Below are 25434 nucleotides of genomic sequence, written 5' to 3' on the forward strand. Positions count from 1 at the left end.
CTCCACCGGGAGGGCATGTGCTGAACTGGCCCTTTCGCCCGGATCAGTCCGCACCCCGGATTCAGGAGTTCCCCGTGAGCAGTTACCGGCAGCCCGGTGTCGTCCTCACCGACCGGCGCTTCACCGTGCCCCTCGACCACAGCGACCCCGGCGGTGAGCAGATCGAGGTCTACGGCCGCGAAGCGGTCGCCGCCTCCCGGGCCGGCGAGGAACTGCCCTGGCTGGTCTACCTGGAGGGCGGCCCCGGCTTCGGCGCACGCCGTTTCGTCGGCACGGAGGCCTGGCTCGGCCGCGCCCTGCGGGAGTTCCGCGTCCTCCTCCTCGACCAGCGGGGCACCGGGCTGTCCACCCCGGCCAACCGGCAGACCCTCCCGCTGCGCGGCGGCCCGCGCGAACAGGCCGACTACCTCGCCCACTTCCGCTCCGACTCCATCGTCCGCGACTGCGAGCTGATCCGGCCGCAGCTCACCGGCGGAGCGCCCTGGACGGTCCTCGGCCAGTCCTTCGGCGGCTTCTGCGCCGTCCGCTATCTCTCCTCGGCGCCCGAGGGCCTCGCGGCGGTCCTCATCACCGGCGGGCTGCCCTCGCTGGACGCGCACGCGGACGACGTCTACCGGGCCGCGTACCCGCGGATCGAACGGAAGGTCGCCGCCCACTACGCCCGCTACCCGCAGGACGTCGAGCGCGCCCGCGCCATCGCCGCACACCTCGCCGAGCACCGGCCCGAGAGCGCCGGACACCGGCTCACCCCCGAGGGCTTCCAGTCGCTCGGCATCATGCTCGGCTCCGGCAGCGGCAGCCACCAGCTCCACTACCTGCTGGAGAACGCCTTCGTCCGCACCCCGGGCGCCACCGAACTCTCCGACGCCTTCCAGGAGGCGATGCGCACCGCCGCCTCCTTCGCCGGGCACCCGCTGTACGCCCTGCTGCACGAGGCCATCTACGGGCAGGGCGAGCGCGCCACGGACTGGGCGGCGGAACGCGTACGGGCCGAGTTCCCGCAGTTCGACGCGGCCACCGCGCTCGCGGGCGACGGGCCGGTCCTCTTCACCGGCGAGACCATCCACCCCTGGCACTTCGACGTCGACCCGGCGCTGCGCCCGCTCCGCGAGACCGCCGAACTGCTCGCCCGGCGCACCGACTGGCCAGTGCTGTACGACCCCGAGCGGCTCGCCGCCAACGAGGTCCCGGTCGCGGCGGCCGTCTACCACGACGACATGTACGTCGACACCGCGGACTCGCTGTGCACAGCGGCGGCGATCCGGGGGCTGCGGACCTGGGTGACGAACGAGTACGAGCACGACGGGGTGCGCGCGGGCGGGCCCCGGGTCCTGGACCGGCTGCTGGCGCTGGTGCGCGACGAGGCCTGACCGGCAGCCGCCGGAGCGCCCGCCCCGGGGCCCGGCCGGTCGTCGGCCGGCCAGGCCCCGCCGGGTCAGCGCTGGAGCTGCTCCAGCGTGGTGTCCAGGTCACCGGCGGCACGCGGGGCCCGGTTGTACGGCAGCTTCGAGAGGACGACGGCCATGCCGCAGGTGTTGCTGACCGCCGAGTACACCAGGCCCGTGCCGATGCCGGCGGAGAGCCAGCGCGCCGCCGGGAAGCGGATGCCCGCCACCAGCCCGGCCACCACCAGCGAGCCCGCCGCGAGCCGCACCTGGCGCTCCATGGGCCAGGTGGTGCGCGCGCCCTCGGGGCGGTCGAGGCCGCGGCCGTCGCCCTCCCACGCCGAGGTGCCGCCGGTCAGCGTCACGGCCTCGATGTCCGCGCCCGCGAGGATCTCGCAGGCCCGCGTGGACCGGACCCCGGAGGCGCACACCACCAGCAGCGAACCGCGCGCGGAGGCGGACTTGAGGGCAGGCAGCGCGTCCGGCAGCTTGTCGAGCGGGATGTTCAGCGCACCGGGGACATGGCCGGAGGCGTACTCGCCGGGAGCCCGCACGTCGACGACGGTGAACTCCTCCAGGCGGGCTGCGGCCTGGGCGGGGGAGAGGGATGCGGGGCTGGGCACGGGCGGGTTCCTTTCGTTCGCCGGGGCGGCGGGTCGGGAGGGTGCCCTCCCACCGGTCCGGACGGGCCGGGCCGGGGTCGCGGTGGTCGCCACCGGGGTCCAGCCTCGCACGCCCGGCCCCGCGGCCGGGCCCCGGCCGGTCGGGTTCCTCGCCCGGCCCGACGCCCGGAGGGCCGCGAGCGCCTGTGGCGCACCGCTGCCGCACCCGGACGGCCTGCCGGTGCGACGGGACGTGGGTAGCCTGCGGTCATGACGCCGCAGCGACTCGAACCCATGCCCGTCGACTGGCAGCGTGCCCTGGCCGTGGTCGCCCACCCCGACGACCTGGAGTACGGGGCGGCCGCGGCCGTGGCCGAGTGGACCGACGGCGGCCGTGAGGTCGTCTACCTCCTCGCCACCCGCGGCGAGGCCGGGATCGACACCCTGCCGCCCGAGGAGTGCGCTCCGGTGCGCGAGCGGGAGCAGCGGGCGAGCGCCGCCGTCGTCGGCGTACGGACCGTGGAGTTCCTGGACCACCGTGACGGGGTGATCGAGTACGGCACCGGGCTGCGCCGCGACATCGCCGCGGCCATCCGCCGCCACCGCCCCGAACTCGTCGTCACCCTCAACCACCGCGACACCTGGGGCGGCGTCGCCTGGAACACCCCCGACCACCGCGCGGTCGGGCGCGCCGCGCTGGACGCGGTCGGCGACGCGGGCAACCGCTGGATCTTCCCGGAACTCGGCGAGCAGGGGCTGCGGCCGTGGGACGGGGTGCGCTGGACCGCCGTGGCGGGCAGCGACCGGCCCACCCACGCGGTCGACGCGACGGCCGGTCTCGAACGCTCGGTCCGGTCGCTGCTGGAGCACCGTACGTACATCGAGGCGCTGACCCGGGAGGATCCGGAGCGGTACTGCCGGACCTTTCTGACGGGCATGGTGGAGGCCGCCGCCGAGCGGTTCGGCGGCCGGCCCGCGGTCACCTTCGAGGTCTTCGCCCACTGACCGCGGTGACCTGACCGTATTGACAAACCGGCTTGCCGATTCTGCAATGGCGGCATGAAGGAAAACGACCGGGACGACCCGGAACTGGAGGCCGTCCTCACCGGGGTCGGCCCCCGGCTGCGCCGACTGCGCAAGGACCGTGGGGTCACCCTCGCCGCGCTCTCCGCCGCCACCGGCATATCCGTCTCCACGCTCTCCCGGCTGGAGTCCGGCGGCCGTCGCCCCAGCCTCGAACTGATGCTGCCGATCGCCCGCGCCCACGAGGTGCCGCTCGACGACCTGGTGGGCGCCACTCCGGTCGGCGACCCCCGGGTGCGGGCCAAGCCGATCGTGCAGCACGGCCGCACGATGCTGCCGCTGACCGCCCGGCCCGGCGGCCTCCAGGCGTACAAGCTGATCCAGGAGCCGGGCAGCGGCGGCCCGCCGGAACAGCGCACCCACGAGGGGTACGAGTGGCTGTTCGTGCTCTCCGGGAAGCTGCGGCTGCTGCTGGCCGAACACGATCTGGTGCTGGGGCCGGGGGAGGCCGCCGAGTTCGACACCCGGCTGCCGCACTGGTTCGGCCCGGCCGAGGACGAGACGGTGGAGTTCCTGAGTCTCTTCGGCCCGCAGGGCGAACGCATGCATGTGAGGGCGAAGCCGAAGCGGGGCTGAGGGACCCCGCCACCGGCCGGGCGAAGGTGTTCCCAGATCGGCAAGCGACCGCTTAGTATGCGCCGGAGCAGTGGTAATGCCGACAGTGTTGTGGAGGCCCCTCATGCAGGCATGGCGAGTGCACCGGAACGGCGAGCCGGGCGAGGTGATGAGCCTGGAGGAGACGGACCGGCCGACGCCCGGCGACGGGCAGGTGCTCGTCGAGGTCCGCGCCGCGAACGTCAACTTCCCCGACGCCCTGCTCTGCCGGGGCCAGTACCAGGTGCGGCCGCCGCTGCCGTTCACCCCGGGCGTCGAGGTGTGCGGCACCACCGAGGACGGGCGCCGGGTCCTCGCCACCCCCGCCCTCCCGCACGGCGGCTTCGCCGAGTACGTCGTCGCGGACGAGGCGGCGCTGCTGCCCGCCCCCGAAGCGCTGGACGACGCCGAAGCGGCCGCCCTGCACATCGGCTATCAGACCGGCTGGTTCGGCCTGCACCGCCGCGCGAACCTCCGGGCGGGCGAAACCCTCCTCGTCCACGCGGCGGCCGGCGGCGTCGGCAGCGCGGCCGTCCAGCTCGGCAAGGCGGCCGGTGCGAAGGTCATCGGCGTCGTCGGCGGTCCGGAGAAGGCCGCCGTCGCCCGCGAGCTCGGCTGCGACCTGGTCATCGACCGGCGGAGCGAGGACATCGTCGCCGTGGTGAAGGAGGCCACCGGCGGGCGCGGCGCGGACGTCGTCTACGACCCGGTCGGCGGCGACGCGTACGCCAAGTCCACCAAGTGCGTCGCCTTCGAGGGCCGCATCCTCGTCGTCGGCTTCGCCAGCGGCGTCATCCCCACCCCGGCCCTCAACCACGCCCTGGTGAAGAACTACTCGGTCGTCGGCCTGCACTGGGGCCTCTACAACACCAAGGACCCGGCCGCCGTCCGGGCCTGCCACGACGAGCTGACCGAGCTGGCCGAGCAGGGCATCGTCAAACCCCTGATCAGTGAGCGTGTCGCGATGGCCGGAGCGGCCGAAGCGGTCCAGCGCGTGGCCGACGGCACCAGCACCGGCCGCATCGTCGTCCTGCCCGGAGGCGCCCGATGAGCCCCGCCGTCGACGCCGCCGAGGTCCGCCGCCGCACCCGCGAGCTGCTCGCCGCGCACCCGCCCGCCACCACCGAGCGCACCGACTTCCTCAAGGCCCGCTTCGACGCCGGCCTCGCCTGGGTCCACTACCCGGTGGGCCTCGGCGGGCTCGACGCGCCCCGCTCCCTCCAGCAGGTCGTCGACGCCGAACTCGCCGCCGCCGACGCGCCCGACAACGATCCGCGACGCATCGGCATCGGCCTCGGCATGGCCGCGCCCACCGTCCTCGGCTTCGGCACCGACGAGCAGAAGCGGCGCTTCCTGCGCCCGTTGTGGGTCGGCGAGGAGGTCTGGTGCCAGCTCTTCAGCGAACCCGGCGCCGGATCCGACCTCGCGGCGCTCGCCACCCGGGCCGTGAGGGACGAGACCGGCGACTGGATCGTCGACGGGCAGAAGGTCTGGACGTCCAGCGCCCATCTGGCCCGCTGGGCGATCCTCATCGCCCGCACCGACCCGGACCTGCCCAAGCACCGGGGCATCAGCTACTTCATCTGCGACATGACCGACCCCGGCGTCGAGGTCCGGCCGCTGCGCCAGATCACCGGCGAGGCCGAGTTCAACGAGGTCTTCCTCACCGGCGTACGGATCCCCGACAGCCACCGCCTCGGCCCCGTCGGCGAGGGCTGGAAGGTCGCCCAGACCACCCTGATGAACGAGCGCGTCTCCATCGGCGGCTCCCGCATCCCGCGCGAGGGCGGCATGATCGGCCCGGTCGCGAAGACCTGGCGCGAACGCCCCGGACTGCGGACCCCCGACACCCACCAGCGCCTGCTGACCCTCTGGGTCGAGGCCGAGGTCGCCCGGCTCACCGGCGAGCGGCTGCGCCAGCAACTCGTCGCCGGACAGCCCGGCCCCGAGGGCTCGGGCATGAAGCTCGCCTTCGCCCGGCTCAACCAGGAGATCAGCGGTCTGGAAGTCGAACTGCTCGGCGACGAGGGCCTGTTGTACGGCGACTGGACCATGGTCCGCCCGGAACTGGTCGACTTCACCGGACGGGACGCCGGCTACCGCTATCTGCGCTCCAAGGGCAACTCCATCGAGGGCGGCACCAGCGAGGTCCTGCTGAACATCGTGGCCGAACGCGTCCTCGGCCTGCCCGCCGAACCCCGCAACGACAAGGACGTCGCCTGGAAGGACCTGAGCCGATGACCACGCCCGCCCAGCCCCCCGCCACCCCCGACCTGCTCTACTCGCAGGACGAGGAGGACCTGCGCTCCGCCGTGCGCGCCCTCCTCGCCGACCGGGCCGACGCGCCGACGGTGATCGCCGCCACCGAGTCCGACACGCCGTACGACCCGCAGCTGTGGGCATCGCTCGCGGGCGGCATCGGCGCGGCCGGACTCCTCGTGCCGGAGAAGCTCGGCGGCCAGGGCGCCTCCCACCGCGAGGCCGCCGTCGTCCTGGAGGAGCTGGGCCGGAGCGTCGCCCCCGCCCCGTACCTGACCAGCTCCGTCGTGGCCACCGAGACCCTGCTCGCCCTGGGCGCCGAGGACGGACCGGCCGCCGCGCTCCTGGGCGAGCTGGCCTCCGGCGCCCGTACGGCCGTGCTCGCCGTGCCCTTCGCGACTCCGCCCGCCGGGGCGGACACGGCGCTCGCCGCTCCGGACGGGACGGTACGCGGCGTCGCCGACGCGGCCGCCGCCGACGTCCTGCTGGTGCCGACCGCCGAGGGCTTGTACGCCGTCGAGGTCTCGGACCCGGGTGTCGCCGTGAGCCCGCTCGTCCCGCTGGACCTGACGAGGCCCCTGTCCGCCGTCACCCTGACCGGGGCGGCCGGAACCCTGCTCGCCGACGCGGACACGAGCGCCGCCGCCGTACGGCGCGGACTGCTCGCCGGAGCCGGACTGCTCGCCTCCGAGCAGCTCGGGATCGCCGAATGGTGCCTGACCGAGACCGTGCGGTACACCCGCGAACGCCACCAGTTCAACCGGCCCGTGGGCTCGTTCCAGTCGCTCAAGCACCGGATGGCGCAGCTCTGGCTGGAGGTCGTCTCGGCCCGTGCCGCCGCCCGCAACGCCGCCGACGCGCTGGCCACCCACAGCCCCGACGCCCCGCTCGCCGTCGCGGTGGCCCAGGCGTACTGCTCGGGCGTCGCGGTCCACGCCGCCGAGGAGTGCGTCCAGTTGCACGGCGGGATCGGCATGACCTGGGAACACCCCGCGCACCTGTACCTGAAGCGGGCCAAGGCCGACTCGATCGCGTACGGCACGGCGGGCAGCCACCGTCAGGCGGTCGCGGAGCTTGCGGAGCTGCCCGCTCCGTAGCGTTCGATCGCTACGGACGCGTCGGCCGGCTCGTCCATTGCGGTGGTGTGCGAGTGCGGGGCGATCCGTTCCGGCCCGGTGGGCGTTTGTCCGAGGGGCGCGAGTGCGCCCGGGCAGACGACCGACAAGGGTGTGAGGCAGGCGATGACGGACATGGATCGCAGAAGGGTTCTGCGGCTGACCTCGGCGGCGACCGCCGCCGGGGGACTGGTCGTCGGGGCGGGCGGGGCCGCCCACGCGGCGCGCAGGGCGGACCGCCGGATCGTCCTGACCGGCAGGCGTACGGGTGCGAACATCCCGGACGTCCTGACGGCCGGCGTCCCGTACTTCGTCCGGTACGAGCTGTCGGACGCGCAGGGCGACAGCGTCGGCACCGAGAACGCCCACTGCCTGCCCGTCACCGTCGGGCTGGACGGCTCGTTCGTCATGGCGACGCTGGCCCTGAGTCTCGACGACGGCCTGATCACGGCGGCCACGGCCTTCCAGCGGCCGCTTCCCGCCGTCACCGAGTCCCCGGTGAACTTCCAGCCGTGGTCCCACGTCTTCGCCGTCACCGGAGGGACGGGCGCCTACTCCGGCGCGGCCGGCTCGATCACGATCGACCACCGGACGCGGGACGAGGACGTACTCACCGTCGACCTGGCCGACGCTCCGCTGTAGGCGGCCGCGGCCGCCCCCGAGCGTTCATGCTCGGTCACACCGGCCCTGGTGCACCCCGTCCCGCCTGTCGAGGCGGGGTGTACCAGGGCCTTTTACGTGCTGTTTAATTGCGTGCTGTTCGCAACAACAGTCGATCTTCAACAGGGATGTGCAGAGTATGACGGCCCGATCGATACGGGTGGCGGTCGCCGCCACGCTGGTGACCGCCCTGTCCCTGACCGCGGCGGCCTGCTCGAACCCGGACAGCGCCAAGGGCGGATCCGGATCGGGGTCCACCTCGGCCGTCGTCGGCATCGCCTACGAGCCCGACAGCCTGAGCCCGCTGCTCGGCTACGGCAAGGACGGCAACTCCAAGATCTTCGACGGACTGCTCGCGCTCGACGCCGACCTGAAGCTGAAGCCCGCCCTCGCCGCCGAACTCCCCGAGGTCAGCGCCGACGGTCTGACGTACACGTACAAGCTGCGGCAGGGCGTGAAGTTCAGCGACGGCAAGGCGTTCGGCGCCAAGGACGTCGTCTTCACCTACCGCACCATCCTCGACGAGAAGACCAACAACGCCTCGCGCACCGAGCTGGACGCCGTCAAGGACGTCACCGCGAAGGGCGAGGACACGGTCGTCTTCACGCTCAAGTACCCCTACGCGCCGTTCGCCCAGCGCACCGTCCTGCCCATCGCCCCCGAGCACATCGCGGGCAAGCAGGACGTCAACACCGGGGCCTTCACCACCAAGCCGGTCGGCACCGGGCCCTACGTCCTCACCAAGTGGTCCAAGGGCGAGAAGCTCAGCTTCACCGCCAACCCCCACTACTGGGGCGGCGAGCCGGAGGTGAAGAAGTTCACCATGGCGATCATCAAGGACGACGACGTGCGCGCCACCCGGCTGCGCTCCGGCGACCTCGACGGCGCGATCCTGCCGCCCAACCTCGCCAAGGGCTTCGCCGACGACCAGGGCAGGAAGACCTACGCCGCGAACAGCTACGACTACCGCACGGTGACCCTCCCGACGCACAACAAGGTCGCCGGCGACACCGCCGTACGCCGTGCCCTCGACGTCGCCGTCGACCGCGAGACCATGGTGCAGGCCATCCTCAACGGCGCGGGCAAGCCCGCCTACGGGCCCGTCCCCACCGACAGCGAGTGGTTCACCAAGGGCACCGAGCGGAAGCACGACCTCGCCGCCGCGAAGAAGATCCTCGACGAGGCCGGCTGGAAGCCCGGCAAGGACGGCGTCCGGGTCAAGGACGGTGTGCGCGCCGCCTTCCCGCTCTGGTACCTGACCGGTGACAAGCTCCGCCAGGAGCACGCCCTCGCCTACGCCTCCGACGCCAAGAAGGCGGGCATCGCCATCACCGCCGAGGCCGGCACCTGGGAGGTCATCGAGCCCCGGATGAAGCACGACGCCGTGCTCGCGGGCGGCGGCTCTCCGGCCGACCCCGACTTCGACCAGTACACCCTGCTGAAGTCCTCCCTCGCGGGCGACGGCTTCAACAACATGGCCTGGTACGACAACAAGGCCGTCGACGCCGCGATCGAGGCGGGCCGCAGGAGCGGGGACAAGGCCGAGCGGAAGAAGGCCTACGACACCGTCCAGCGCGAGCTGGTGAAGAACCCGGGCTACACCTTCCTCACCCACATCGACCACCTCTACGTCGTCGACGACCGCTTCGGATCGCTCACCACCCAGATCGAGCCGCACGACCACGGGCTGGCCTCCGGCCCCTGGTGGAACGTGGAGAAGTGGTCCACCGACGGCGCCGGGGGCTCGAAGAAGTGAGCCGCCGCCTCCCCTGGGGGCCGATGGCGCGGATGGCGGGACGGCGGGCCCTGTTCGCCGTCCCCGTCCTCGGCGCCGTCACCTTCGGTGTCTTCGCCGTCGCCGCGGCGTCCCCCTTCGACCCGGTCAAGGCCTACGCCGGCACCGCCGGGCTCACCGCGTCACAGGAGAACCTCGACCAGCTGCGGGCCAACCTCGGCGTCGACCAGCCGCTCGTCGCCCGCTGGTGGGACTGGCTGACCTCGGCGTTCCGGGGCGACCTCGGCGACTCCAGCGTGATGCGCCAGCCGGTCGCCGACGTCATCGCCGAGCGCATGGGCTGGTCCGTCCTGCTCGCCGCCACCGCCTTCCTCGTCGCGATCCTGCTCGGCACCGGCCTCGGCGTCCTCGCCGCGCGCAGGCCCGGCGGCTGGCTCGACCGGTGCGTCAGCTCCGTCGCGTACACCCTGGAAGCCGCCCCCGCCTTCTGGCTCGGGCTGCTCGCCATCTGGTTCTTCGCCCTGAAGCTCGACGTCCTCCCGGCCGGCGGGCTCACCGACGCCGCCAGCGAGGTCGTCACCTTCGGCCAGGTCGCCTCGCACCTCGTGCTGCCCGCCGCCGTCCTCGGCGTCTCGCAGCTGCCGTGGTTCTTCCTGTACGTACGCCAAGGGGTCGCCGACGCCCTGGCCGAGGACCCGGTCCGCGGCGCCCGCGCCCGGGGCCTGAGCGAGCGGACCGTGCTCCTCGGTCACGCCCTGCGCTCCGGAATGCTGCCGATGCTCACCCTGATCGGCTCCCGCGTCCCCGAACTCATCACCGGCGCCCTGCTCGTCGAGACGGTCTTCAGCTGGCCCGGCATCGCCGCCGCCACGGTCGAGGCCGCCACCTCGGTGGACTTCTCGCTGCTCGCCGCGCTCACGGTGCTCGCCACCGCCGCCGTACTCCTCGGCAACCTCCTCTCCGACCTCCTCTACGGACTCGCCGACCCCCGGGTGGCCTTCGATGGCTGAGACCACGCTCGCCCTTCCCGGCCGCACCACCCGCCGCGTCCGCGTCGTCACCTCGGCCACGATCGTCATCGCCGTCGCGCTCGCCGTCCTCGTCGTGCCGCCGCTGACCCAGCTCGACCAGCAGGCCGTCGATCTGGCCAACAAGCTCGTCCCGCCGTCCCTCGCCCACCCGTTCGGCACCGACGACGTCGGCCGCGACCTCCTGCTGCGCTGCGTCTACGGGCTCCGCGTCTCGCTGCTCGTCGGTCTCGTCGCGGCCCTCACCGCCACCGTCATCGGCACCGCGATCGGCGCGCTCGCCGGGGCGTTCGGCGGCTGGACCGACCGGGTGGTGATGCGCGTCGTCGACGCCCTGTCCTCCATCCCGCATCTGCTGCTCGGCATCTTCATCGTCGCGATGTTCCGGCCCGGCGTCTGGCCGGTGGTCATCTCGGTCGCCCTGACGCACTGGATCTCCACCGCCCGGATCGTCCGCTCCGAGGTCCTCTCGCTGCGCTCGCGCCCCTTCATCGACGCGGCCGTCTCCGGCGGCGCGTCGCGCACCCGCGTCATCGTGCGCCACCTGCTGCCGGGCGTGCTCCCGCAGGCCGGACTGGCGGCGGTGCTGATGGTGCCGCACGCGATGTGGCACGAGTCCGCGTTGTCCTTCCTCGGCCTCGGCCTCCCGGCCCATCAGGCGAGCCTCGGCAACCTCGTCCAGTCCGCGCGCGGTTCGCTGCTCGCGGGGGACTGGTGGCCCACCCTCTTCCCCGGCCTCTTCCTGATCATCCCGACCCTCGCGCTCGCGGGACTCGCCGGAGCCTGGCGCGACCGGATCAACCCGCGCCGGAAATCGGAGCTGATGCTGTGACCGACGCCCGCGAGAACACCGTCGCGCCCGCCCTCGACGTCCGGGACCTCTCCGTCCGCTTCCGGATGCGCGGCGGCCGGGACATCGCCGCCGTCACCGACGCCCGCTTCTCCGTCGCACCGGGGGAGTGCCTGGCCCTGGTCGGCGAGAGCGGCTGCGGCAAGTCCGTCCTGGCCTCCGCGCTGCTCGGACTGCTGCCCGCCAACGCGGCCACCACCGGAAGCGCGGTGCTCGGCGGCGACACGGACCTGCTCACCGCCGACGAGCGCACCCTCGCCCGCACGGTACGGGGACGGCGCATCGGCCTCGTACCGCAGAGCCCCGCCGCCCACCTCACCCCCGTGCGCACCGTCCGCGCCCAACTGGAGGAGAGCCTGCGCGAGCTGACCGGAGTGCGGGGGAGCGAACTGCGCAAGGCGGCCGTGGCGGCGGCGGACCGCGCCTCGTTCCCCGACGGCCACCTCGACCGCTACCCGCACGAGCTCTCCGGCGGCCTCGCCCAGCGCGCCGCGACCGCCCTCGCCCTGATCGGCGACGCCCCGCTGCTGCTCGCCGACGAACCGACCACCGGACTCGACCGGGACCTCGTCGAGCGGACCGTGGACGAACTGCGCCGCCACACCGACGAGGGCCGGGCGCTGCTGATCATCACCCACGACCTGGCCGCCGCCGAACGCATCGCCGACCGGGTCGCCGTCATGTACGCCGGCCGGATCGTCGAGATCGCGGACGCCCCGTGCTTCTTCGGCGCGCCCGGCCCCCGGCACCCGTACGCCAAGGGCCTGCTGGACGCCCTGCCCGAGCGGGACTTCGCCCCGATCCCCGGCATGCCGCCGGAGCTGGGGGCGCTGCCCGAGGGCTGCGCCTTCGCGGCCCGCTGTGCGTACGCCGACGCCCGCTGCACCGAAGAGCAGCCGGTCTTCGATGCGGATCTGGCCTGCCACCACGCGCTGACCGGCCGGACGCACCCCCTCAAGGAGGCCGCCGATGCTTGAGCTGACCCGGATCACCGCCGGTTACGACCGCCGCGACCCGGTCGTCCGCGAGGTGTCGTTGCACGTGGCGGCGGGCGAGGCGGTCGGGCTGCTGGGCCCCAGCGGCTGCGGCAAGTCCACCCTGGCCAAGGTCGCCGCCCTGCTGCACCGCCCGGACGCCGGAACCATGACCCTGGACGGCACGGTGATACGCGGCTGGCGGCACCGCGCCCCGCGCGCGCAGCGCACCGCCGTCGGCGTCGTCTTCCAGCAGCCCCGGCTCTCCGCCGACCCCCGGCTCAGCCTGCGCGAACTGATCGCCCAGCCGCTGCGGTCCACCGGGCGCCGCCGGGACGTTCCCGGGCGGGTGGCGGAACTGGCCCCGCTGGTCGGCCTCTCCGACGAGCTGCTGGAGCGCCGCCCGCACGCGGTGAGCGACGGCCAGCTCCAGCGGGCCTGTCTGGCCCGGGCCCTGGTGCTGGAGCCCCGGCTGCTGATCTGCGACGAGATGACCGCGATGCTCGACGCGTCCACCACGGCGGCCCTGGTCGCCGTCGTCGAGCGCTACCGCGCCGAGTCCGGGGCCTCCCTGCTGGCCGTCGGCCACGACCGGGTGCTGCTGGAGCGCTGGTGCGACCGTACGGTCCGGTGGGGCGAGCGCGAGACCGAGCAGACACCGGCCGGGGCCGCCAGGTGAACAGCTAGGAGGACAGCGAGTCGACGACCACGGAGGCCGCCTCGGCGATGAGCCGGTCGTCCGGCTCCGCGTCCTTCGTACCGCGGTGCGACAGGACGGCGATCACGATGGGAGCGGAGTCCGGGGGCCAGACCACGGCGATGTCGTTGCGGGCCCCGTAGTAGCTGCCGGTTCCGGTCTTGTCGCCGACGACCCAGCCCTTGGGCACGCCCGCCCTGATCACCGCGTCCCCGGTGGTGTTGGTCCGCAGCCAGGCCGTCAGCTGCGCCCGCTCGGGTGCGCGCAGGGCCTTGCCCAGGACGAACGCGCGCAGATCCTCGGCCAGCGCCCGGGGCGTGGAGGTGTCCCTCTGCTCGCCCGGGACCCAACGGCTCAGCTCCGGCTCCTCCCGGTCCATCCGCGTGACGTCGTCGCCCAGCTTCTCCAGCGAGGCGTCCAGGCCCTTCGGTCCGCCGACGTGGTCGAAGAGGAGGTTGGCCGCGGTGTTGTCGCTGTAGCGCACGGAGGCGTCGCACAGTTCCTTGAGCGTCATGCCGGTGTCCACGTGCTTCTCGGTGACCGGGGAGTTGGCGACCAGGTCCTCGCGGGTGTAGGTCACCCGTTTGTCGAGGCCGTCCAGGGAGTAGGTGTCGAGCACGACCGCGGCCTGGAGCGCCTTGAAGGTCGAGTTGTAGGCGAACCGCGCCCGGTCGTTGTGGGTCACCTCGCGTCCGGTGCCGGTGTCGACGGCGTACACGCCCAGCCGTGCGCCGAACTCGCGCTCCAGCTTCTCGAAGCCCTCGGCGTACGGCTTCGCGGTGGCGGAGGCCGACGTGCTCGCGACGGGCTTGGCGGAGGAGTCCCGCGCGGCGGAGTCGCTCTGCCCGCAGGCCACCAGCGGTACGAGGGAGAGCGCGGCGACCAGACCGGCGACGGCGGTCCTGACACGGGGGTGATGCATGGGCGAAACCTCCTGGCGCTCGCGACCGGAGCGCATCGGGTACGGGGCCGCACGGCCCCGTACCGGTACGTGATCATGCCTGCCGAAGCCACCTTCGTCCCCGCCGGTCATGCGGTCCAATACGCTCATGCGCGTTTCCATGCCGAAACCGCATAGGCTCGGGGGCGTGGATCTGGTCGGAGCATGTCGGGCGTTCGTCAGTGTCAGCGAGTACGGCGGCTTCACCGACGGGGCCGCCGCCGCGGGGATGTCCCAGTCGGTGGCGAGCCGTCGGGTGGCGGCGCTGGAGGAACGCTTCGGCGAGCAGCTGTTCGAGCGCACCTCGCGGCGGGCGGTGCTCACCCCCTTCGGGCGCGACATGCTGGCCGCCGCCGGACAGCTCGTCCAGGCCGCCGACGTGCTGCTGGAGGAGGCCGAAGCCGTCAAGCACAAGCCCTGGCGACTGGCCGTCCCCGCCGTCTGCTCCGCGTCCGCCCTGGCCCGCCTGGTCGCCGACGCGCGGGGGCACGGGGTCCGGCTCGACCTGAGGACCGCCGGGCCGGCGCGGCGCAGGGAACTCGTCCAGGCCCAGCAGGTGCGCGCCGGTCTGCTCGCCGTACCCGCCGAAGGGGCGCCCTGGTCGGTGCCGCTGGGGCTGGCCGGGGCGCGGGATGGCGGGGTACGGCGGATCTACGTCGAGACGCTGCGGCTCGGGCGGGCCGCACAGGGCCCGGCGCGCCGGGTCTGGATCCAGCCGGAGGACGACGTACCGCACATCCGCGATCCGCTGACGCGGCTGCGGGACGCGGTGGGGCTGCGGCCCGCGCAGGTGCTCGCCGCACCGGACGTGACGGCCGCGGCGGCCGAAGTCCTCTGCTCCGACGATCTGTTGCTGTGCTCCCGCGCACAGGCGGCGGAACTCGCCCTGGCCTGGCATCTCATCGGCGAGATGACGCTGCGCCGGGGCTACGCCCTCGCGGTCGTGGCGGACGGCAACCCCCTGCCCATGGAAGCGCGGCTGGGCGAGGCCATCGCCCGCTGCCTGGGCGCGGACGATCCGGCGGCCGCCGGGGGAGGGAAGGCGGCATGAACACCGAGGCTCTGCTGCGGGGCGTGCGCGCCCGGCTGTCCGAAGGCGGCCTGCGCGCGTGTCTGCTGGTGCGGGACCTGGACACGGGGGAGGAGCTGGGCATCGAGCCGGACACGGACCTGCCGTCGGCCTCCCTGGTGAAGGTTCCGCTCGCGCTCGCCACGCTCGAACGCATCCGGCGCGGTGAGCTGGACGGCGCGACCTCGCTGGACGTGGCGCCCGGCCGTGTCACCACACCGGGCCCGACCGGCCTCAGCCGCTTCCGGCACCCCGCCCGGATCGCCATCGACGACCTGCTCTACCTCAGCACCTGCCTGAGCGACGGCACGGCCGCCGACGCGCTGTTCGACCTCACTCCGCCCGCCCGGGTCGCCGACCTCCTCCGGGAGTCCGACCTGCGCGGGATCACGGTCCGGCACCGTACGGAAGAACTGTTCGACACGCCCATGGAGCGTCTCGACGCCGACCAGGCGCACCTCGCCCACGCGCTGGCCATCGACGCGGGCACCAGCGGCCGCGGCCACCGGGTGCCCCAACTCGACACGACCCGCGCCAACACCGGCAGCGCACGCTCCTTCGTCGACTTCCTCCAGGCCGTGTGGACCCCGTCGAAGATCCATCCGGAAGTGGCCGCACGGCTCCGCGATCTCCTGGCCCACAACGTGCTGCGCCATCGACTGACCCCGGACTTCAGTTCCGACGCGAGCAGATGGTCCTCCAAGACGGGCACGCTGCTGAACCTCAGACATGAGATCGGCGTCGTGGAGCACGCCGACGGACAGCGCTTCGCCATCGCCGTCCTGACCGAGTCGTCGGTCCCGGCCGGCGCACAGCCGGGCGTCGACGCGCTGATGGCCGAAGCCGCCCGGCGGCTGCGCGACCATCTCAGACAGCTGTAGAAATCCTCCCCCGAGGTGGCCACGGCGTGAAACATCGCCGAACAGCTGTCAGGTACCTGACGGATGCGCCGGGCGCGCCCCCATACTCGTCGCGACCCCGTCCCCCGCTCAGGGAGTCCCGATGGCCCACCTCACCCGTCGCCGCGCGCTCACCGTCGCCCTCGCCACCGCTGCCGCGGGCGTCGCCGTCCCCACCGCGACGGCGGCCGCCGCACCGGCCCGCCCGCGCGGCCCGCGTCCGTTACGCCAGGCCCACGCGCACAACGACTACCTGCACCCCCGGCCGCTGCACGACGCGCTCGCGCACGGCTTCACCAGCGTCGAGGCGGACGTCTTCCTCGTCGACGGCGAACTGCTCGTCGCCCACGAGCCCGCCGGACTCGACCCCACCCGCACCCTCGCCTCGCTCTATCTGGACCCGCTGGCCGCCCTGGTCCGGGCCGGCCACGGCAGCGTCCATCCGCACCACCGCACCCCGCTGCAGCTCCTCATCGACATCAAGGCCGACGGCGTCGCCGCCTACGCCGAGCTGGACCGGCAACTGCGCCGCCACCACCGCATCCTCACCCGCTACCGCCACGGCCGCGTCCACCCCGGCGCGGTCACCCCGGTGATCTCCGGCGACCGCGCCGCCCGCGCCCCCATGGAGGCGCAGCTCACCCGGTACGCGTTCTACGACGGCCGCCTCGACGACCTCGGCACCGCGGCCCCCGCCGCCTTCGCCCCGCTCGTCAGCGCCAACTGGACCCAGAGCTTCGGCTGGCTCGGCGCGGGCCCCTTCCCCCGGGCCGAGCGCGACCGGCTGCACGCCCTCGTCACCGCCGCCCACCGCGAGGGCCGTCGCATCCGCTTCTGGGCCACGCCCGACCTGCCGGGCCCCGCACGCGAGGCCGTCTGGTCCGAACTGCTCGCCGCCGGGGTCGACCACCTCAACACCGACGATCTGGCCGGACTCGAACGCTTCCTCCGAGCCCGTGGGAACGGCGCTCCGACCCCGTAACGCCCATCGGCCCGGAAGTACCCGTTCGGCGGACACGCCAGTGCGCCGAACAGCCTCTCCGCTGCGCCACACTGGCGGCCGAAAGCCGCAAATCCGGCGCGGCGGAGGAGGTTGGCCATGGCCATTTCGATCTCACTGGTACTGCTTCTGACGATCCTGGCTGTGATCTTCCTGCGCAACGGAGGCCTGAAGGTCTCGCACGCGCTGGTCTGCGCCCTGCTGGGGTTCCTCATGGCCAGTACGAGCATGGCGCCGACCATCCACGACGGAATCGGCGCCACCGCCAACCTGGTCAGCAGCCTGCACCCCTGACGTCCGCCCCCGACGCCTGACCGGGCCGTCCCGCTGTCCGCGCGGCGCCCCGCGATCCCGCACAATGGGCAGATGTCTTTCCCGCCCCCCGGACGGCACTCGGGCGCCGCCCACCACGAGTACTGCAACACCGGTCTCTGCTGCCGGTGCCAGATGCGTACCTGGACGACGAAGGCGGGCAACGAACGGCTCTGCGGGCCGTGCGCGGCCTGCTGCCAGTCCTGCGGCCGGGCGCCCGCACCCCATCTGGACGGGCTCGACGGCGGGCTGTGCGCCGAGTGCCGCGGCCTGTGCGGCCGCTGCCACGCCCCGAAGCGGCCCGACGGAACCTGTGCCTGCGACCGCTGGCGCGAGAGCGCCAAGAGCAATCCGCGCGGTTACGTCCTCCAGGCGTTGCCGCAGCAGCTCCTCCAGGCGCTCGGAGGCCGGGTGCCGAGCACCGTCCACGACCTGATCCATCAGGAGCTGGCCAACCGGAGCGCGGGCCTCCTCCGCGAGCGCATCGAACGCCGCTGGAATCTGCGCTGGGCCCACGCCCTCAACGAGAAGGACGAGGACGGCCGCCGCCGCTGGAGCGCCCAGGAGATCGCCGAGCAGTTGCTGATGCCCGGCTCCTGCTCCGACCCGCAGTGCGAGGACGGCCACCGCGTCACCACCGACACCCCGTGCACCCGCTGCCGGCAGCCGCTGCACCGCTTCGTCACCTCGGTCGCCGACCACACCGCGACCCCGGAGCACGCTCAGGCCGCGGCGGCCCGGATCCGCCGGGCGATGCTGGAGAACCGCTCGCACCGTAAGCCCCCGCCGCGCGGATACGACACCACCTGACGATCCGCGCGCCTCCTCATCCGTCCACCACCCGCGAGCGGATGAGGAAGCGCACCCCTTCCGGGGCCTCCAGCGAGAACCCGCTGCCACGGCCCTCCACCACGTCCACGATCAGCCGGGTGTGGGCCCACACCTCGTGCTGGCTCCGCGACATCCAGAACGGCACGGCCTCGGGCACCCCCTCGACGGCGAGCGACGCGAGCAGCACATCGGCGTTCCCGGTGCGGAACTCACCGGCCGGATAGCACATCGGCGCGCTGCCGTCGCAGCAGCCGCCCGACTGATGGAACATCAACGGACCGTGGTCCGCCCGCAGCCGCCGCAGCAGACCGGCCGCGGCGGGAGTCAGCTCGACGGCGGGAGATTTCGGGTCACACTCCATGGACCTGCCCCTTCTCGGCCGAGGCGACGCTGCGACAACCGGACGCAAGTCAACTCGACCGGACGTTGCGACCGGGTTGCACGCCCTATGCTCGCGCCCATGGAGCAACGGGAAGTCGTGAAGCGCGTGATCGGCATCCTCACAGAGGCGCGCGAAATGCAGCGTCTGCTGGAGGCGGACCTCGAACGGGAAGATCTGGACGCGGGAGCGGGCGCCGTCACCGCCCTGCTGAACGAGACGATGCCCCACATCGCCATCCCCGACGACTTCTCCGTCGAGGAGGTGGTCACCGTCGTCGGACGTGAGGTCGGCGGTGCGGTCGAACAGCTCGTGAGCGCGTTCACCCTCGCGTTCACGATGCTGGCCCAGGTCCACGACTCCGGGCAGACCGATGTGTCGTCGGCCGACGTCCTCCAGGACCTCGCGCTGCGGGTCGAGGGCGGCGGACCGGACGAGGACGAGGATCCGCTGCTGTAGCCGCCTGCGTTCCGCCGCGCGGGTATGCATAGTGGAGGGAGAAGCGCGAATCTCCCTCGCGGCATGGAGGCAGCTGTGGGAAAGAGCACCGAGATAGCCCGTGCCAAGGCGCGGAGGCTCAAAGGCATGATCAAGGAATCGGACGGCATCGCCCTCGAGAACGAGCGGATGAAGGCCGAGGGCAGGAAGGAACAGGCCGAGGCCCGCCGCGAGGAGGCCCTGGCGCGAGCGTCGCGGGCAGCCTCCCACCGCTGAGAGAAGCGAGGCGCCCGTGCCGTCCCGTACGGCACGGGCGCTTTCGCGGGTCCGGCCGCCCCGGAAGCTCGCGGCTCCGGCGGGCCGCTTTCGGGTGGCGGGCCCTGCCGGCCACCGTCGCGTACGAGGTACGGGGCTCATTTCCGCGCCCGGGCGGTCTCCCGGACCGTCCCGGCGATCCCCGGGTCCAGGGCCGCCCTGACCAGCGCCGCGGCGAACGCCGCCCGGTCCCGGCCGCGCGCCACCCCGGCCAGCCTCCCGGCGGAGGCGGGCAGACCGAGCCGCTCCGCTCCCCGAACACCCTTCGCGCCGAACCAGGGCCCGAACTCCGGCCAGAGATCCTGTACCTCGCGTACGAAGATGTCGGCCCCGGCCGGACCGATGCCCGGGACCCGCCGCAGCCCCGCCCGCAACGCCTCGCCGTCGCCGTCCGCCTCCGCGCGCAGCCGCCGCAGGTCACCCTTCCAGACGTCGAGGACAAGCTCCGCGCCCTCGCCGAGCTGGGTCGAGGTCCGCTCGTCGTAGCGGCGGTAGCCGCCCTCTCCCAGCGCGTCCACACGCTGCTGCCAGGTCGCGTCCGCCATCCGGCGCGGAGTGCGCATCCCGTGAGCGAACAGCGCCCGCGCGGCGGCCACGGCGACCGAGGCACGGATCCGGGCGCTCAGCAGGTCGCTCAGCACCAGCAGCTGGTAGAGCGGCTGAGGGGTGTCGCGCAGCCGGACACCCGCTTCCGCCGCGTACGTCCGCCCGTACCCCTCCAGCAGCGCGTCGGTGATCCGGCGCGCCGAAGCGGAGACCTCGCGGCTCATCCGTAACCGAAGATCCGGGCGAGGAAGAATCCGGCGACCACGAGCGCACCGATCACGATCAGGGCGGTCCAGACGCCAGGGTGCTCCCACAGCCCTCCGTCCGCGCGTTCCTCGTGCGCCTCGCTGATGGAGCCTTCGGCCGGCGGTGTCTCTCCTGGGGGGTTCAGCAGAACAGCCATGCCTCCAGGGTCTCTCCGTCCGTGCCCCCGCGCACGCCGTCCCGGCACGGCCCCGGCCGCCGCGGCGGGGCGGACCGACAGGGCCGTACGGCGGAGCCCGGGCCGGGCGAGCGCTGCGGCGAGGCGATTCGGGGCACCGTCAGGGCATGCCCCGAGTCTCCGCCCCCGTCGTCAAACTCGTGCAGCGCACCACCGAACCCGCCGGGGTGCAGACGCTGCGCTCGACGGCGGCCGCCGTCATCGCCTACTCCGTGGCCGTCTGGTTCCTGCCCGAACCGGCCCCGCTGACCGCACCTCTCACCGCGCTGCTGGTCGTCCAGGTGACGCTCTACGCGACCCTCACCACCGGCATCCGCAGGGTGAACTCGGTCATCGTCGGCGTCCTCATCGCCATCGGCTTCAGTTCGCTGGTGGGCCTGAGCTGGTGGAGCCTCGGCCTCACGATCTTCACCTCGCTGCTGATCGGGCGGCTGGTGCGGGTCAACGAGTTCGTGCCCGAGGTGGCGATCAGCGCGATGCTGGTCCTCGGCGTCTCGCAGGTCGCCGACACCGCCTGGGACCGGGTGTGGGAGACGCTGATCGGCGCCGTCGTGGGGCTCCTGTTCAACCTGCTGCTGGCCCCGCCCGTCTGGGTCGGCTCGGCCGGCTCCTCCATCGAGTCGCTGGCCGCCCGGATGGGCACCATGCTGCGCAGCATGGGCGAGGAGGTGGTGGGCAACCACCCCGTGTCCCGGGCCGCCGCGCGGCTCCACGAGGCCCGCAGGCTCGACCACGACATCGTGGAGGTCGACGCCTCGCTGCGACAGGCCGAGGAAAGTCTCACCCTCAACCCCAGGGTGAGACAAGGGCTGCTCCACCGGGTCGTCCTGCGCACCGGACTCGACACGCTGGAGATCTGCGCCGTCGTCCTGCGCGTCCTGTCCCGCACCCTCACCGACCTGGCGAAGGCCCGCACCGAGGAGTCGCTGTTCCCGGCCGATGTGACGGAACTGCTCCGGGAGCTCTTCGGCCGGCTCGCCGAGGCGATCGAGAGCTTCGCCGTCCTGGTCACGACCCAGCTGGCCGCCGACGCGGAGGCGGCGGAGGAACGGCTCGCCGACGCGCTCGCCCGCAGCCGCGCCACCCGCGACCAGGTGGCCGACCTGCTGCTGGAGGACGTCCAGGAGCACCCGCGTCAGTGGCAGCTGCACGGTGCGCTCCTCGCCGAGATCGACCGGGTGCTGGCCGAACTCGACATCGAGGAGCGCACCAAGCGCCTCGGTGAGGAGCTGGACCGCCGCTCGGGCGAGGCGCACGCGCGCCACCCCCGGCTGCGGGCGCTCCAGCGGCGGCTCGGCCGACAGCCGGACTGACCGCCCGTGCGGGGATGCCGCCCGCGCGGGGATGCGCGGGCGGCCGGTCGCTGGTTCGCTGGGGACACGCCCTGGAGGTCTCCAGCGACCAAGGAGTGATGTGGTGATGAGCGGTTCGGACGAACCCGCCGACCTGGCTCGGCAGATGCGTGAGAAGGCCCAGCAGCTCGCCGAGGCCGCGGAGCGCGCGAGCGATCCGCACGAGCGGGAGCGGCTGGAGAAGAAGTCCCGCACGATCCGGGACCGGAGCGAGCAGCAGAGCGCCATGGCGGCCGGGGACATCTACCCCGAGAAGTAGCCCCGCCGAAGGCCCCCCGGCCGACTGCTCGCCTGCTCCCTGCCCGTCGGTCTGCCCCGCCCGCCCGTTTTCGGAGGAACGCGGAACCTCCGGACGGGCGGGCGTGTGCGGTGCCTCGGCTCACGGGCCGCGCGTCAGGCGGTCCACTCCAGGAGCCGTTCCGCGCTCCAGGTCGTCACCACCCGGTCCGCCGGCACCCCGCACTCCTCGGCGCGGGCGCACCCCGACCGCTGCCAGTCCAGCTGCCCCGGGGCGTGCGCGTCCGTGTCGATCGCGAAGAGCGTCCCCGCCGCCACGGCCGTACGCAGCAGCCGCAGGGGCGGGTCCTGCCGCTCCGGACGGCAGTTGATCTCCACCGCCGTGCCCGCTTCGGCGCAGGCCGCGAATACCCGGTCCGCGTCGAACCGTGACTCCGGCCTGCCCCGCCCGGCCAGCAGCCGGCCCGTGCAGTGGCCGAGCACGTTCGCCCGTGGATGGCGCACCGCCGCCTCCAGCCGCCGGGTCATCGGCGCCGGGTCCATCCGCAGCTTGGAGTGGACGGAGACCACCACGACGTCGAGGCGGGCCAGCAGCTCGTCCTCCTGGTCGAGCGAACCGTCCGGCAGGATGTCGCACTCGATCCCGGTCAGCAGCCGGAACGGCGCCCACTCCGCGTTGAGCCGGGCCACCACCGCGAGCTGTTCCCGCAGCCGTTCCGGCGACAGGCCGCGGGCCACGGTCAGCCGGGGCGAGTGGTCGGTGAGGACGGCCCACGCGTGCCCCAGCTCCGCGGCGGTCCGGCCCATCTCCTCGATCGGGCTGCCCCCGTCCGACCAGTCCGAGTGCAGATGGCAGTCGCCCGTCAGCAGCTCGTAGAGCTCCTGGCCGCCCTCGACGGGAGGCCGCGCCGCGGCTTCCTTCTCCAGCCGGTCCAGATATCCGGGCGTCCGCCCGGCCAGCGCCTCGCGGATCACCTCGGCCGTGCGGGGCCCGATCCCGGCGACTCGCTCCAGGGTCTTCGCGGCCACTCGCTCGGCCGCCTCGCCCGGGGCCATCGCGTCCACGGCGGCGGCGGCCGTACGGAAGGCCTTCACCCGATAGGTGGCGGCCTGCGAACGTTCCAGCAGGAAGGCGATCCGCCGCAGGGCGGTGACGGGATCCATCGGCACCTCCACCGGGGGCGTCCGTGGCCGGCTCCGGTCCGCCGGGCGCGCCGCCCGTCCCACCAGCATGGGCGCAACCGCCCCCGTACGCCTTTCAGGAGGCGTCCTCCTCCTCGGCGACCTCCGCCGACACCCAGCGGCCGGTCGCCGTGTCGTAGTCCAGGACGGGCCGCCCCCGCACCCCGCTCGTACGGAACGGCCGCCCGTCGTCGTCGATGCGCACCGTGCCGGACCGGCCGCCGCTGCTCCAGGTCAGCTCCGCGACCCAGGCGCAGTCGCAGCCGACCGTACGTCCGGTGATCAGGAAGACCTCGGGGTCGGTGGCCGAGACGCTGTACGGGAAGGCGACCGCCTCGATGGGCTCGCCCGAGTCGTTGCCCGCGACCGAGCGGGCGACGGGGCGGGGCACGTCGAGATCCACGTCGAACATCCTCGGGGTGAGGGACCCGCCGCAGCCGGAACTCATCCGGTAGACCCGGCCCTTCGCCACCGCGCGGCGCTCCACGACCCGGATCCGCAGGGATTCGAGCACCACGGTCCGCTCGTCCCGGCCCTGCAGGGTGATCCGGACTCCGGTCTCACCCGCGTGCACCGCGCCGAGCGCCCCCGCCCAGGACGCCGCGTCGGCCTGCACCGGGGGCGGCGGTACGGCGGCGGGCGCACGGTCGAGGAGGTAGGCGTGGTCGCAGCCGTTCTTCCAGACGTGGTCCTCACCGGTCCAGGTGAACGGCACCCGCCCGGCGCCCGGACCCGGCGAGGCAGCGGACGGTCCGGGGAGCGCCTCGTTACGCGGCCCGATACCGGGCGGCACGCTGGGCCGGGGGCTGTTGGACGGCGTTCCGCCCGGTGTCACGCTCGGTGTGGCCCGCGGCTTTCCGGGCGTACGGGAGCCGGACGGAGAGGGCGCCGGAGTGTCCGCCGGGGGCCCGCCCGGATGCTGGGCCACCGACGGCCTCCGGTCCTGCCCCGGGAGCCCGGTACCGCCGAAGGCCGCGACCAGGGCGAGGACGAGGACCGCGGCGGCGAGGACACCGACGCCCTGCCCGTACCGACGCACCCGCCGCGACCGGAGCCCCGGCCACCGGACGACCGGCCCGCTCACCTTCGCGGAAGCCTCCCCGGAGACGGGGGACAGGCCGGGTGCCCCGGACGGACCGGTAGCCGAGGCCGGTTCGGGTGCCCCGGACGGCTCCGCCCCGGATGCGGTTGCGGCGGACGACTCGGAAGCCTCGGACGGCTCTGCCTCGCCGGACGGCCCGGAAGCCCCGGACACGGCCCCGCCGGTCGGCTCCGCCCCCGCCGGCACCCCCGCAGCCTCCTGCCGGTCGAGGCGTTCTCCGTTCGCCAGGAGCCACAGCCGGTGCAGCGCCTCCCGGTCCTCGGCCGGCGCGCCGCACCAGCGGGCCAGCCGCTCCACGGGCGCGAACTCCGCGGGCACCGTCCGCCCCGTGCAGTACCGGTGCAGCGTCGAGCCGCTGACCCCGATGCGGCGGGCCAGCGACGCGTACGTCCGGCCCGAACCCTCCCGCAGCGCGTTCAGCCGCTCCGCCAACGCCGCCCGCGCGGCCCCCTCGGCGTCATCCATCCCGCTCGACCTCCCCCGCCCGCCGTCCCAGGCGTTCCAGCCCTTCGAGAACACCCACGTCACCGGGGGTGGGACGGTTCCAGCCCGGCGGGAAGCCGTGTCGTGCTTGTCCGGATCCCGGGCGGCGGCCCAGGCTGGAGCCCGTTCCCGTACCACCGCCGTACGGCTCCTCACCGGGCCCCGTACGAAGCGGAACGACGCCGTACGGGGCCGTACGAACCACCCGACCGCACCACCCGAAACGGGGAACCCGACCATGCGCACCCTCCGTACCGCACTCGTGGCCGCCGCTGCCGCGAGCCTGGCCGTCACCGCTCTGGCCCAGCTGCCCGCCGCCGCGGCCCCGGCCCCCGCTCCCGCGCTGCCGAAGTTCCTCGGCGCCGGCCAGCTGCCCGCCTCCCACACCCCCTGGACGGCCGACCCGGTACGCCAGGGGCTGCCCGAGGAGGGGTCGGTGTGCACGGCCGGAATCGCCCCGGCGGCCGGCACCCGCCACCGGGACTTCCGCACCGAGCTGGACACCAACGCCCGCCAGACCATCACGGTCGCCGCCACCACCGCCCGGGCCAAGACGCTCGCCGCCGAGCTGCGCAGCGCCCTGGAGACCTGCCTCGACCGGCTGAAGGAGCAGAACCCCGGCCTGGAGGGGGAGGCGCTCTACCAGGGCCGGATCAAGGTCGAGGAGGGCGCGCACGTCTACAGCATCGACACGTCCTACCCGGAGGTCGGCTTCACCGACATCGGGCTCTACTCCGTGGGACGCGACGGCCGCACGGTGACCGTCGTCGAATGGGGGCAGCTGGGCGAGCTGGACGGCGCACCGCTGGAGGGGTTCAAGAAGACGACCCGCACCGCCGTCGCCAAGCTGTACTGATCCCGCCTCCGCGACCGGCCGCCACAGGGGAGTGGCCGGTCGCCGGAGGTGCGGGGTACCCCGGATCGG

General features: G+C 73.7%; 29 protein-coding genes. 22 read left to right on the top strand and 7 right to left on the bottom strand.

The window, feature by feature from the left end:
- The first annotated feature begins 74 nt into the window (after positions 1 to 74).
- Positions 75 to 1370: an alpha/beta fold hydrolase gene (locus KV381_RS34475; RefSeq protein ID WP_218787040.1), complete on the top strand. Its 1296-nt coding sequence runs from the start codon at positions 75 to 77 to the stop codon at positions 1368 to 1370.
- A gap of 65 nt (positions 1371 to 1435) precedes the next feature.
- Here the strand turns inward: KV381_RS34475 and KV381_RS34480 are convergent, their stop codons facing one another.
- Complete coding sequence (locus KV381_RS34480; RefSeq protein ID WP_030081910.1) at positions 1436 to 2008, bottom strand: rhodanese-like domain-containing protein; 573 nt, start codon at positions 2006 to 2008, stop codon at positions 1436 to 1438.
- Positions 2009 to 2257: 249 nt separating this feature from the next.
- On the opposite strand from KV381_RS34480, the gene KV381_RS34485 reads away from it, so the two are divergent.
- The 11 genes from KV381_RS34485 to KV381_RS34535 all read left to right on the top strand — a co-directional run bounded on the left by KV381_RS34485 (position 2258) and on the right by KV381_RS34535 (position 12964).
- The gene (locus KV381_RS34485) at positions 2258 to 2992 is read left to right on the top strand and encodes a PIG-L deacetylase family protein (protein WP_193463547.1); all 735 of its coding nucleotides are present in this window, start codon (positions 2258 to 2260) and stop codon (positions 2990 to 2992) included.
- Between the two features lie 54 nt (positions 2993 to 3046).
- Positions 3047 to 3646: a helix-turn-helix domain-containing protein gene (locus KV381_RS34490; RefSeq protein ID WP_030081914.1), complete on the top strand. Its 600-nt coding sequence runs from the start codon at positions 3047 to 3049 to the stop codon at positions 3644 to 3646.
- A gap of 103 nt (positions 3647 to 3749) precedes the next feature.
- Complete coding sequence (locus KV381_RS34495; RefSeq protein ID WP_030081916.1) at positions 3750 to 4715, top strand: NADPH:quinone oxidoreductase family protein; 966 nt, start codon at positions 3750 to 3752, stop codon at positions 4713 to 4715.
- A complete protein-coding gene (locus KV381_RS34500; RefSeq protein ID WP_030632576.1) occupies positions 4712 to 5905 on the top strand; it encodes an acyl-CoA dehydrogenase family protein in 1194 nt (397 codons plus the stop codon). Before KV381_RS34495 ends, KV381_RS34500 begins: the two co-directional genes overlap by 4 nt.
- The gene (locus KV381_RS34505) at positions 5902 to 7020 is read left to right on the top strand and encodes an acyl-CoA dehydrogenase family protein (protein WP_218787041.1); all 1119 of its coding nucleotides are present in this window, start codon (positions 5902 to 5904) and stop codon (positions 7018 to 7020) included. The genes KV381_RS34500 and KV381_RS34505 overlap by 4 nt, the downstream gene beginning before the upstream one ends.
- 144 nt (positions 7021 to 7164) lie before the next feature.
- Entirely contained in the window at positions 7165 to 7680 is a 516-nt protein-coding gene (locus tag KV381_RS34510; protein ID WP_030081922.1) for a hypothetical protein, read from the top strand.
- Between the two features lie 157 nt (positions 7681 to 7837).
- Positions 7838 to 9454 (top strand): ABC transporter substrate-binding protein, encoded by a 1617-nt coding sequence (locus tag KV381_RS34515; protein WP_218787042.1) that lies wholly within the window; start codon positions 7838 to 7840, stop codon positions 9452 to 9454.
- A 23-nt stretch (positions 9455 to 9477) separates the two neighbouring features.
- Positions 9478 to 10443, top strand: a complete 966-nt coding sequence (locus KV381_RS34520; protein WP_179889484.1) for an ABC transporter permease — start codon at positions 9478 to 9480, stop codon at positions 10441 to 10443.
- A complete protein-coding gene (locus KV381_RS34525; protein WP_086779023.1) occupies positions 10436 to 11293 on the top strand; it encodes an ABC transporter permease in 858 nt (285 codons plus the stop codon). Before KV381_RS34520 ends, KV381_RS34525 begins: the two co-directional genes overlap by 8 nt.
- Positions 11290 to 12288: an ABC transporter ATP-binding protein gene (locus KV381_RS34530; RefSeq protein WP_030632565.1), complete on the top strand. Its 999-nt coding sequence runs from the start codon at positions 11290 to 11292 to the stop codon at positions 12286 to 12288. Before KV381_RS34525 ends, KV381_RS34530 begins: the two co-directional genes overlap by 4 nt.
- Positions 12281 to 12964 carry an ABC transporter ATP-binding protein gene (locus KV381_RS34535; protein WP_193463543.1) on the top strand — a complete coding sequence of 228 codons (684 nt, stop codon included), beginning with the start codon at positions 12281 to 12283 and terminating at the stop codon, positions 12962 to 12964. Before KV381_RS34530 ends, KV381_RS34535 begins: the two co-directional genes overlap by 8 nt.
- A gap of 4 nt (positions 12965 to 12968) precedes the next feature.
- Here the strand turns inward: KV381_RS34535 and bla are convergent, their stop codons facing one another.
- Positions 12969 to 13904: a class A beta-lactamase gene (gene bla, locus KV381_RS34540; protein WP_086779020.1), complete on the bottom strand. Its 936-nt coding sequence runs from the start codon at positions 13902 to 13904 to the stop codon at positions 12969 to 12971.
- Positions 13905 to 14070: 166 nt separating this feature from the next.
- On the opposite strand from bla, the gene KV381_RS34545 reads away from it, so the two are divergent.
- From KV381_RS34545 to KV381_RS34565, 5 genes are all read left to right on the top strand, one after another.
- On the top strand, positions 14071 to 14973 hold the full coding sequence (locus tag KV381_RS34545) for a LysR family transcriptional regulator (RefSeq protein WP_256995212.1): 903 nt from the start codon (positions 14071 to 14073) through the stop codon (positions 14971 to 14973).
- Positions 14970 to 15872, top strand: a complete 903-nt coding sequence (locus tag KV381_RS34550; protein WP_193463542.1) for a serine hydrolase — start codon at positions 14970 to 14972, stop codon at positions 15870 to 15872. The genes KV381_RS34545 and KV381_RS34550 overlap by 4 nt, the downstream gene beginning before the upstream one ends.
- A gap of 121 nt (positions 15873 to 15993) precedes the next feature.
- On the top strand, positions 15994 to 16872 hold the full coding sequence (locus tag KV381_RS34555) for a phosphatidylinositol-specific phospholipase C/glycerophosphodiester phosphodiesterase family protein (protein WP_030081940.1): 879 nt from the start codon (positions 15994 to 15996) through the stop codon (positions 16870 to 16872).
- Positions 16873 to 16989: 117 nt separating this feature from the next.
- Positions 16990 to 17184 (top strand): hypothetical protein, encoded by a 195-nt coding sequence (locus tag KV381_RS34560; protein ID WP_030081942.1) that lies wholly within the window; start codon positions 16990 to 16992, stop codon positions 17182 to 17184.
- A 72-nt stretch (positions 17185 to 17256) separates the two neighbouring features.
- Complete coding sequence (locus KV381_RS34565; RefSeq protein ID WP_030081944.1) at positions 17257 to 18012, top strand: hypothetical protein; 756 nt, start codon at positions 17257 to 17259, stop codon at positions 18010 to 18012.
- A 16-nt stretch (positions 18013 to 18028) separates the two neighbouring features.
- Here the strand turns inward: KV381_RS34565 and KV381_RS34570 are convergent, their stop codons facing one another.
- On the bottom strand, positions 18029 to 18394 hold the full coding sequence (locus KV381_RS34570) for a DUF779 domain-containing protein (RefSeq protein ID WP_030632539.1): 366 nt from the start codon (positions 18392 to 18394) through the stop codon (positions 18029 to 18031).
- 87 nt (positions 18395 to 18481) lie between these two features.
- On the opposite strand from KV381_RS34570, the gene KV381_RS34575 reads away from it, so the two are divergent.
- Positions 18482 to 18871, top strand: coding sequence for a hypothetical protein (locus KV381_RS34575; RefSeq protein WP_030081948.1), 390 nt, complete (start codon positions 18482 to 18484; stop codon positions 18869 to 18871).
- A gap of 75 nt (positions 18872 to 18946) precedes the next feature.
- The gene (locus KV381_RS34580; protein ID WP_030081950.1) at positions 18947 to 19126 is read left to right on the top strand and encodes a hypothetical protein; all 180 of its coding nucleotides are present in this window, start codon (positions 18947 to 18949) and stop codon (positions 19124 to 19126) included.
- 137 nt (positions 19127 to 19263) lie between these two features.
- Here the strand turns inward: KV381_RS34580 and KV381_RS34585 are convergent, their stop codons facing one another.
- Complete coding sequence (locus tag KV381_RS34585; protein ID WP_193463541.1) at positions 19264 to 19935, bottom strand: endonuclease; 672 nt, start codon at positions 19933 to 19935, stop codon at positions 19264 to 19266.
- Positions 19932 to 20114, bottom strand: a complete 183-nt coding sequence (locus KV381_RS34590; protein WP_006129330.1) for a DUF6480 family protein — start codon at positions 20112 to 20114, stop codon at positions 19932 to 19934. The genes KV381_RS34585 and KV381_RS34590 overlap by 4 nt, the downstream gene beginning before the upstream one ends.
- A gap of 146 nt (positions 20115 to 20260) precedes the next feature.
- Between KV381_RS34590 and KV381_RS34595 the strand changes: the two genes are divergently transcribed.
- A complete protein-coding gene (locus tag KV381_RS34595; RefSeq protein ID WP_030632532.1) occupies positions 20261 to 21466 on the top strand; it encodes an aromatic acid exporter family protein in 1206 nt (401 codons plus the stop codon).
- 106 nt (positions 21467 to 21572) lie between these two features.
- A complete protein-coding gene (locus KV381_RS34600) occupies positions 21573 to 21764 on the top strand; it encodes a DUF6381 family protein (RefSeq protein ID WP_030081958.1) in 192 nt (63 codons plus the stop codon).
- Positions 21765 to 21898: 134 nt separating this feature from the next.
- Here the strand turns inward: KV381_RS34600 and KV381_RS34605 are convergent, their stop codons facing one another.
- Both KV381_RS34605 and KV381_RS34610 read right to left on the bottom strand, forming a co-directional pair.
- Positions 21899 to 22906 (bottom strand): PHP domain-containing protein, encoded by a 1008-nt coding sequence (locus tag KV381_RS34605; protein WP_193463540.1) that lies wholly within the window; start codon positions 22904 to 22906, stop codon positions 21899 to 21901.
- Between the two features lie 94 nt (positions 22907 to 23000).
- Complete coding sequence (locus tag KV381_RS34610; protein WP_218787044.1) at positions 23001 to 24491, bottom strand: helix-turn-helix transcriptional regulator; 1491 nt, start codon at positions 24489 to 24491, stop codon at positions 23001 to 23003.
- 256 nt (positions 24492 to 24747) lie between these two features.
- Here KV381_RS34610 and KV381_RS34615 point away from each other — a divergent pair, with 256 nt between their 5' ends.
- On the top strand, positions 24748 to 25365 hold the full coding sequence (locus KV381_RS34615; RefSeq protein ID WP_218787045.1) for a hypothetical protein: 618 nt from the start codon (positions 24748 to 24750) through the stop codon (positions 25363 to 25365).
- Positions 25366 to 25434 lie beyond the last annotated feature (69 nt).

Source organism: Streptomyces sp. WY228, assembly GCF_019287315.1.
GTDB classification, from domain to species: domain Bacteria; phylum Actinomycetota; class Actinomycetes; order Streptomycetales; family Streptomycetaceae; genus Streptomyces; species Streptomyces caviscabies.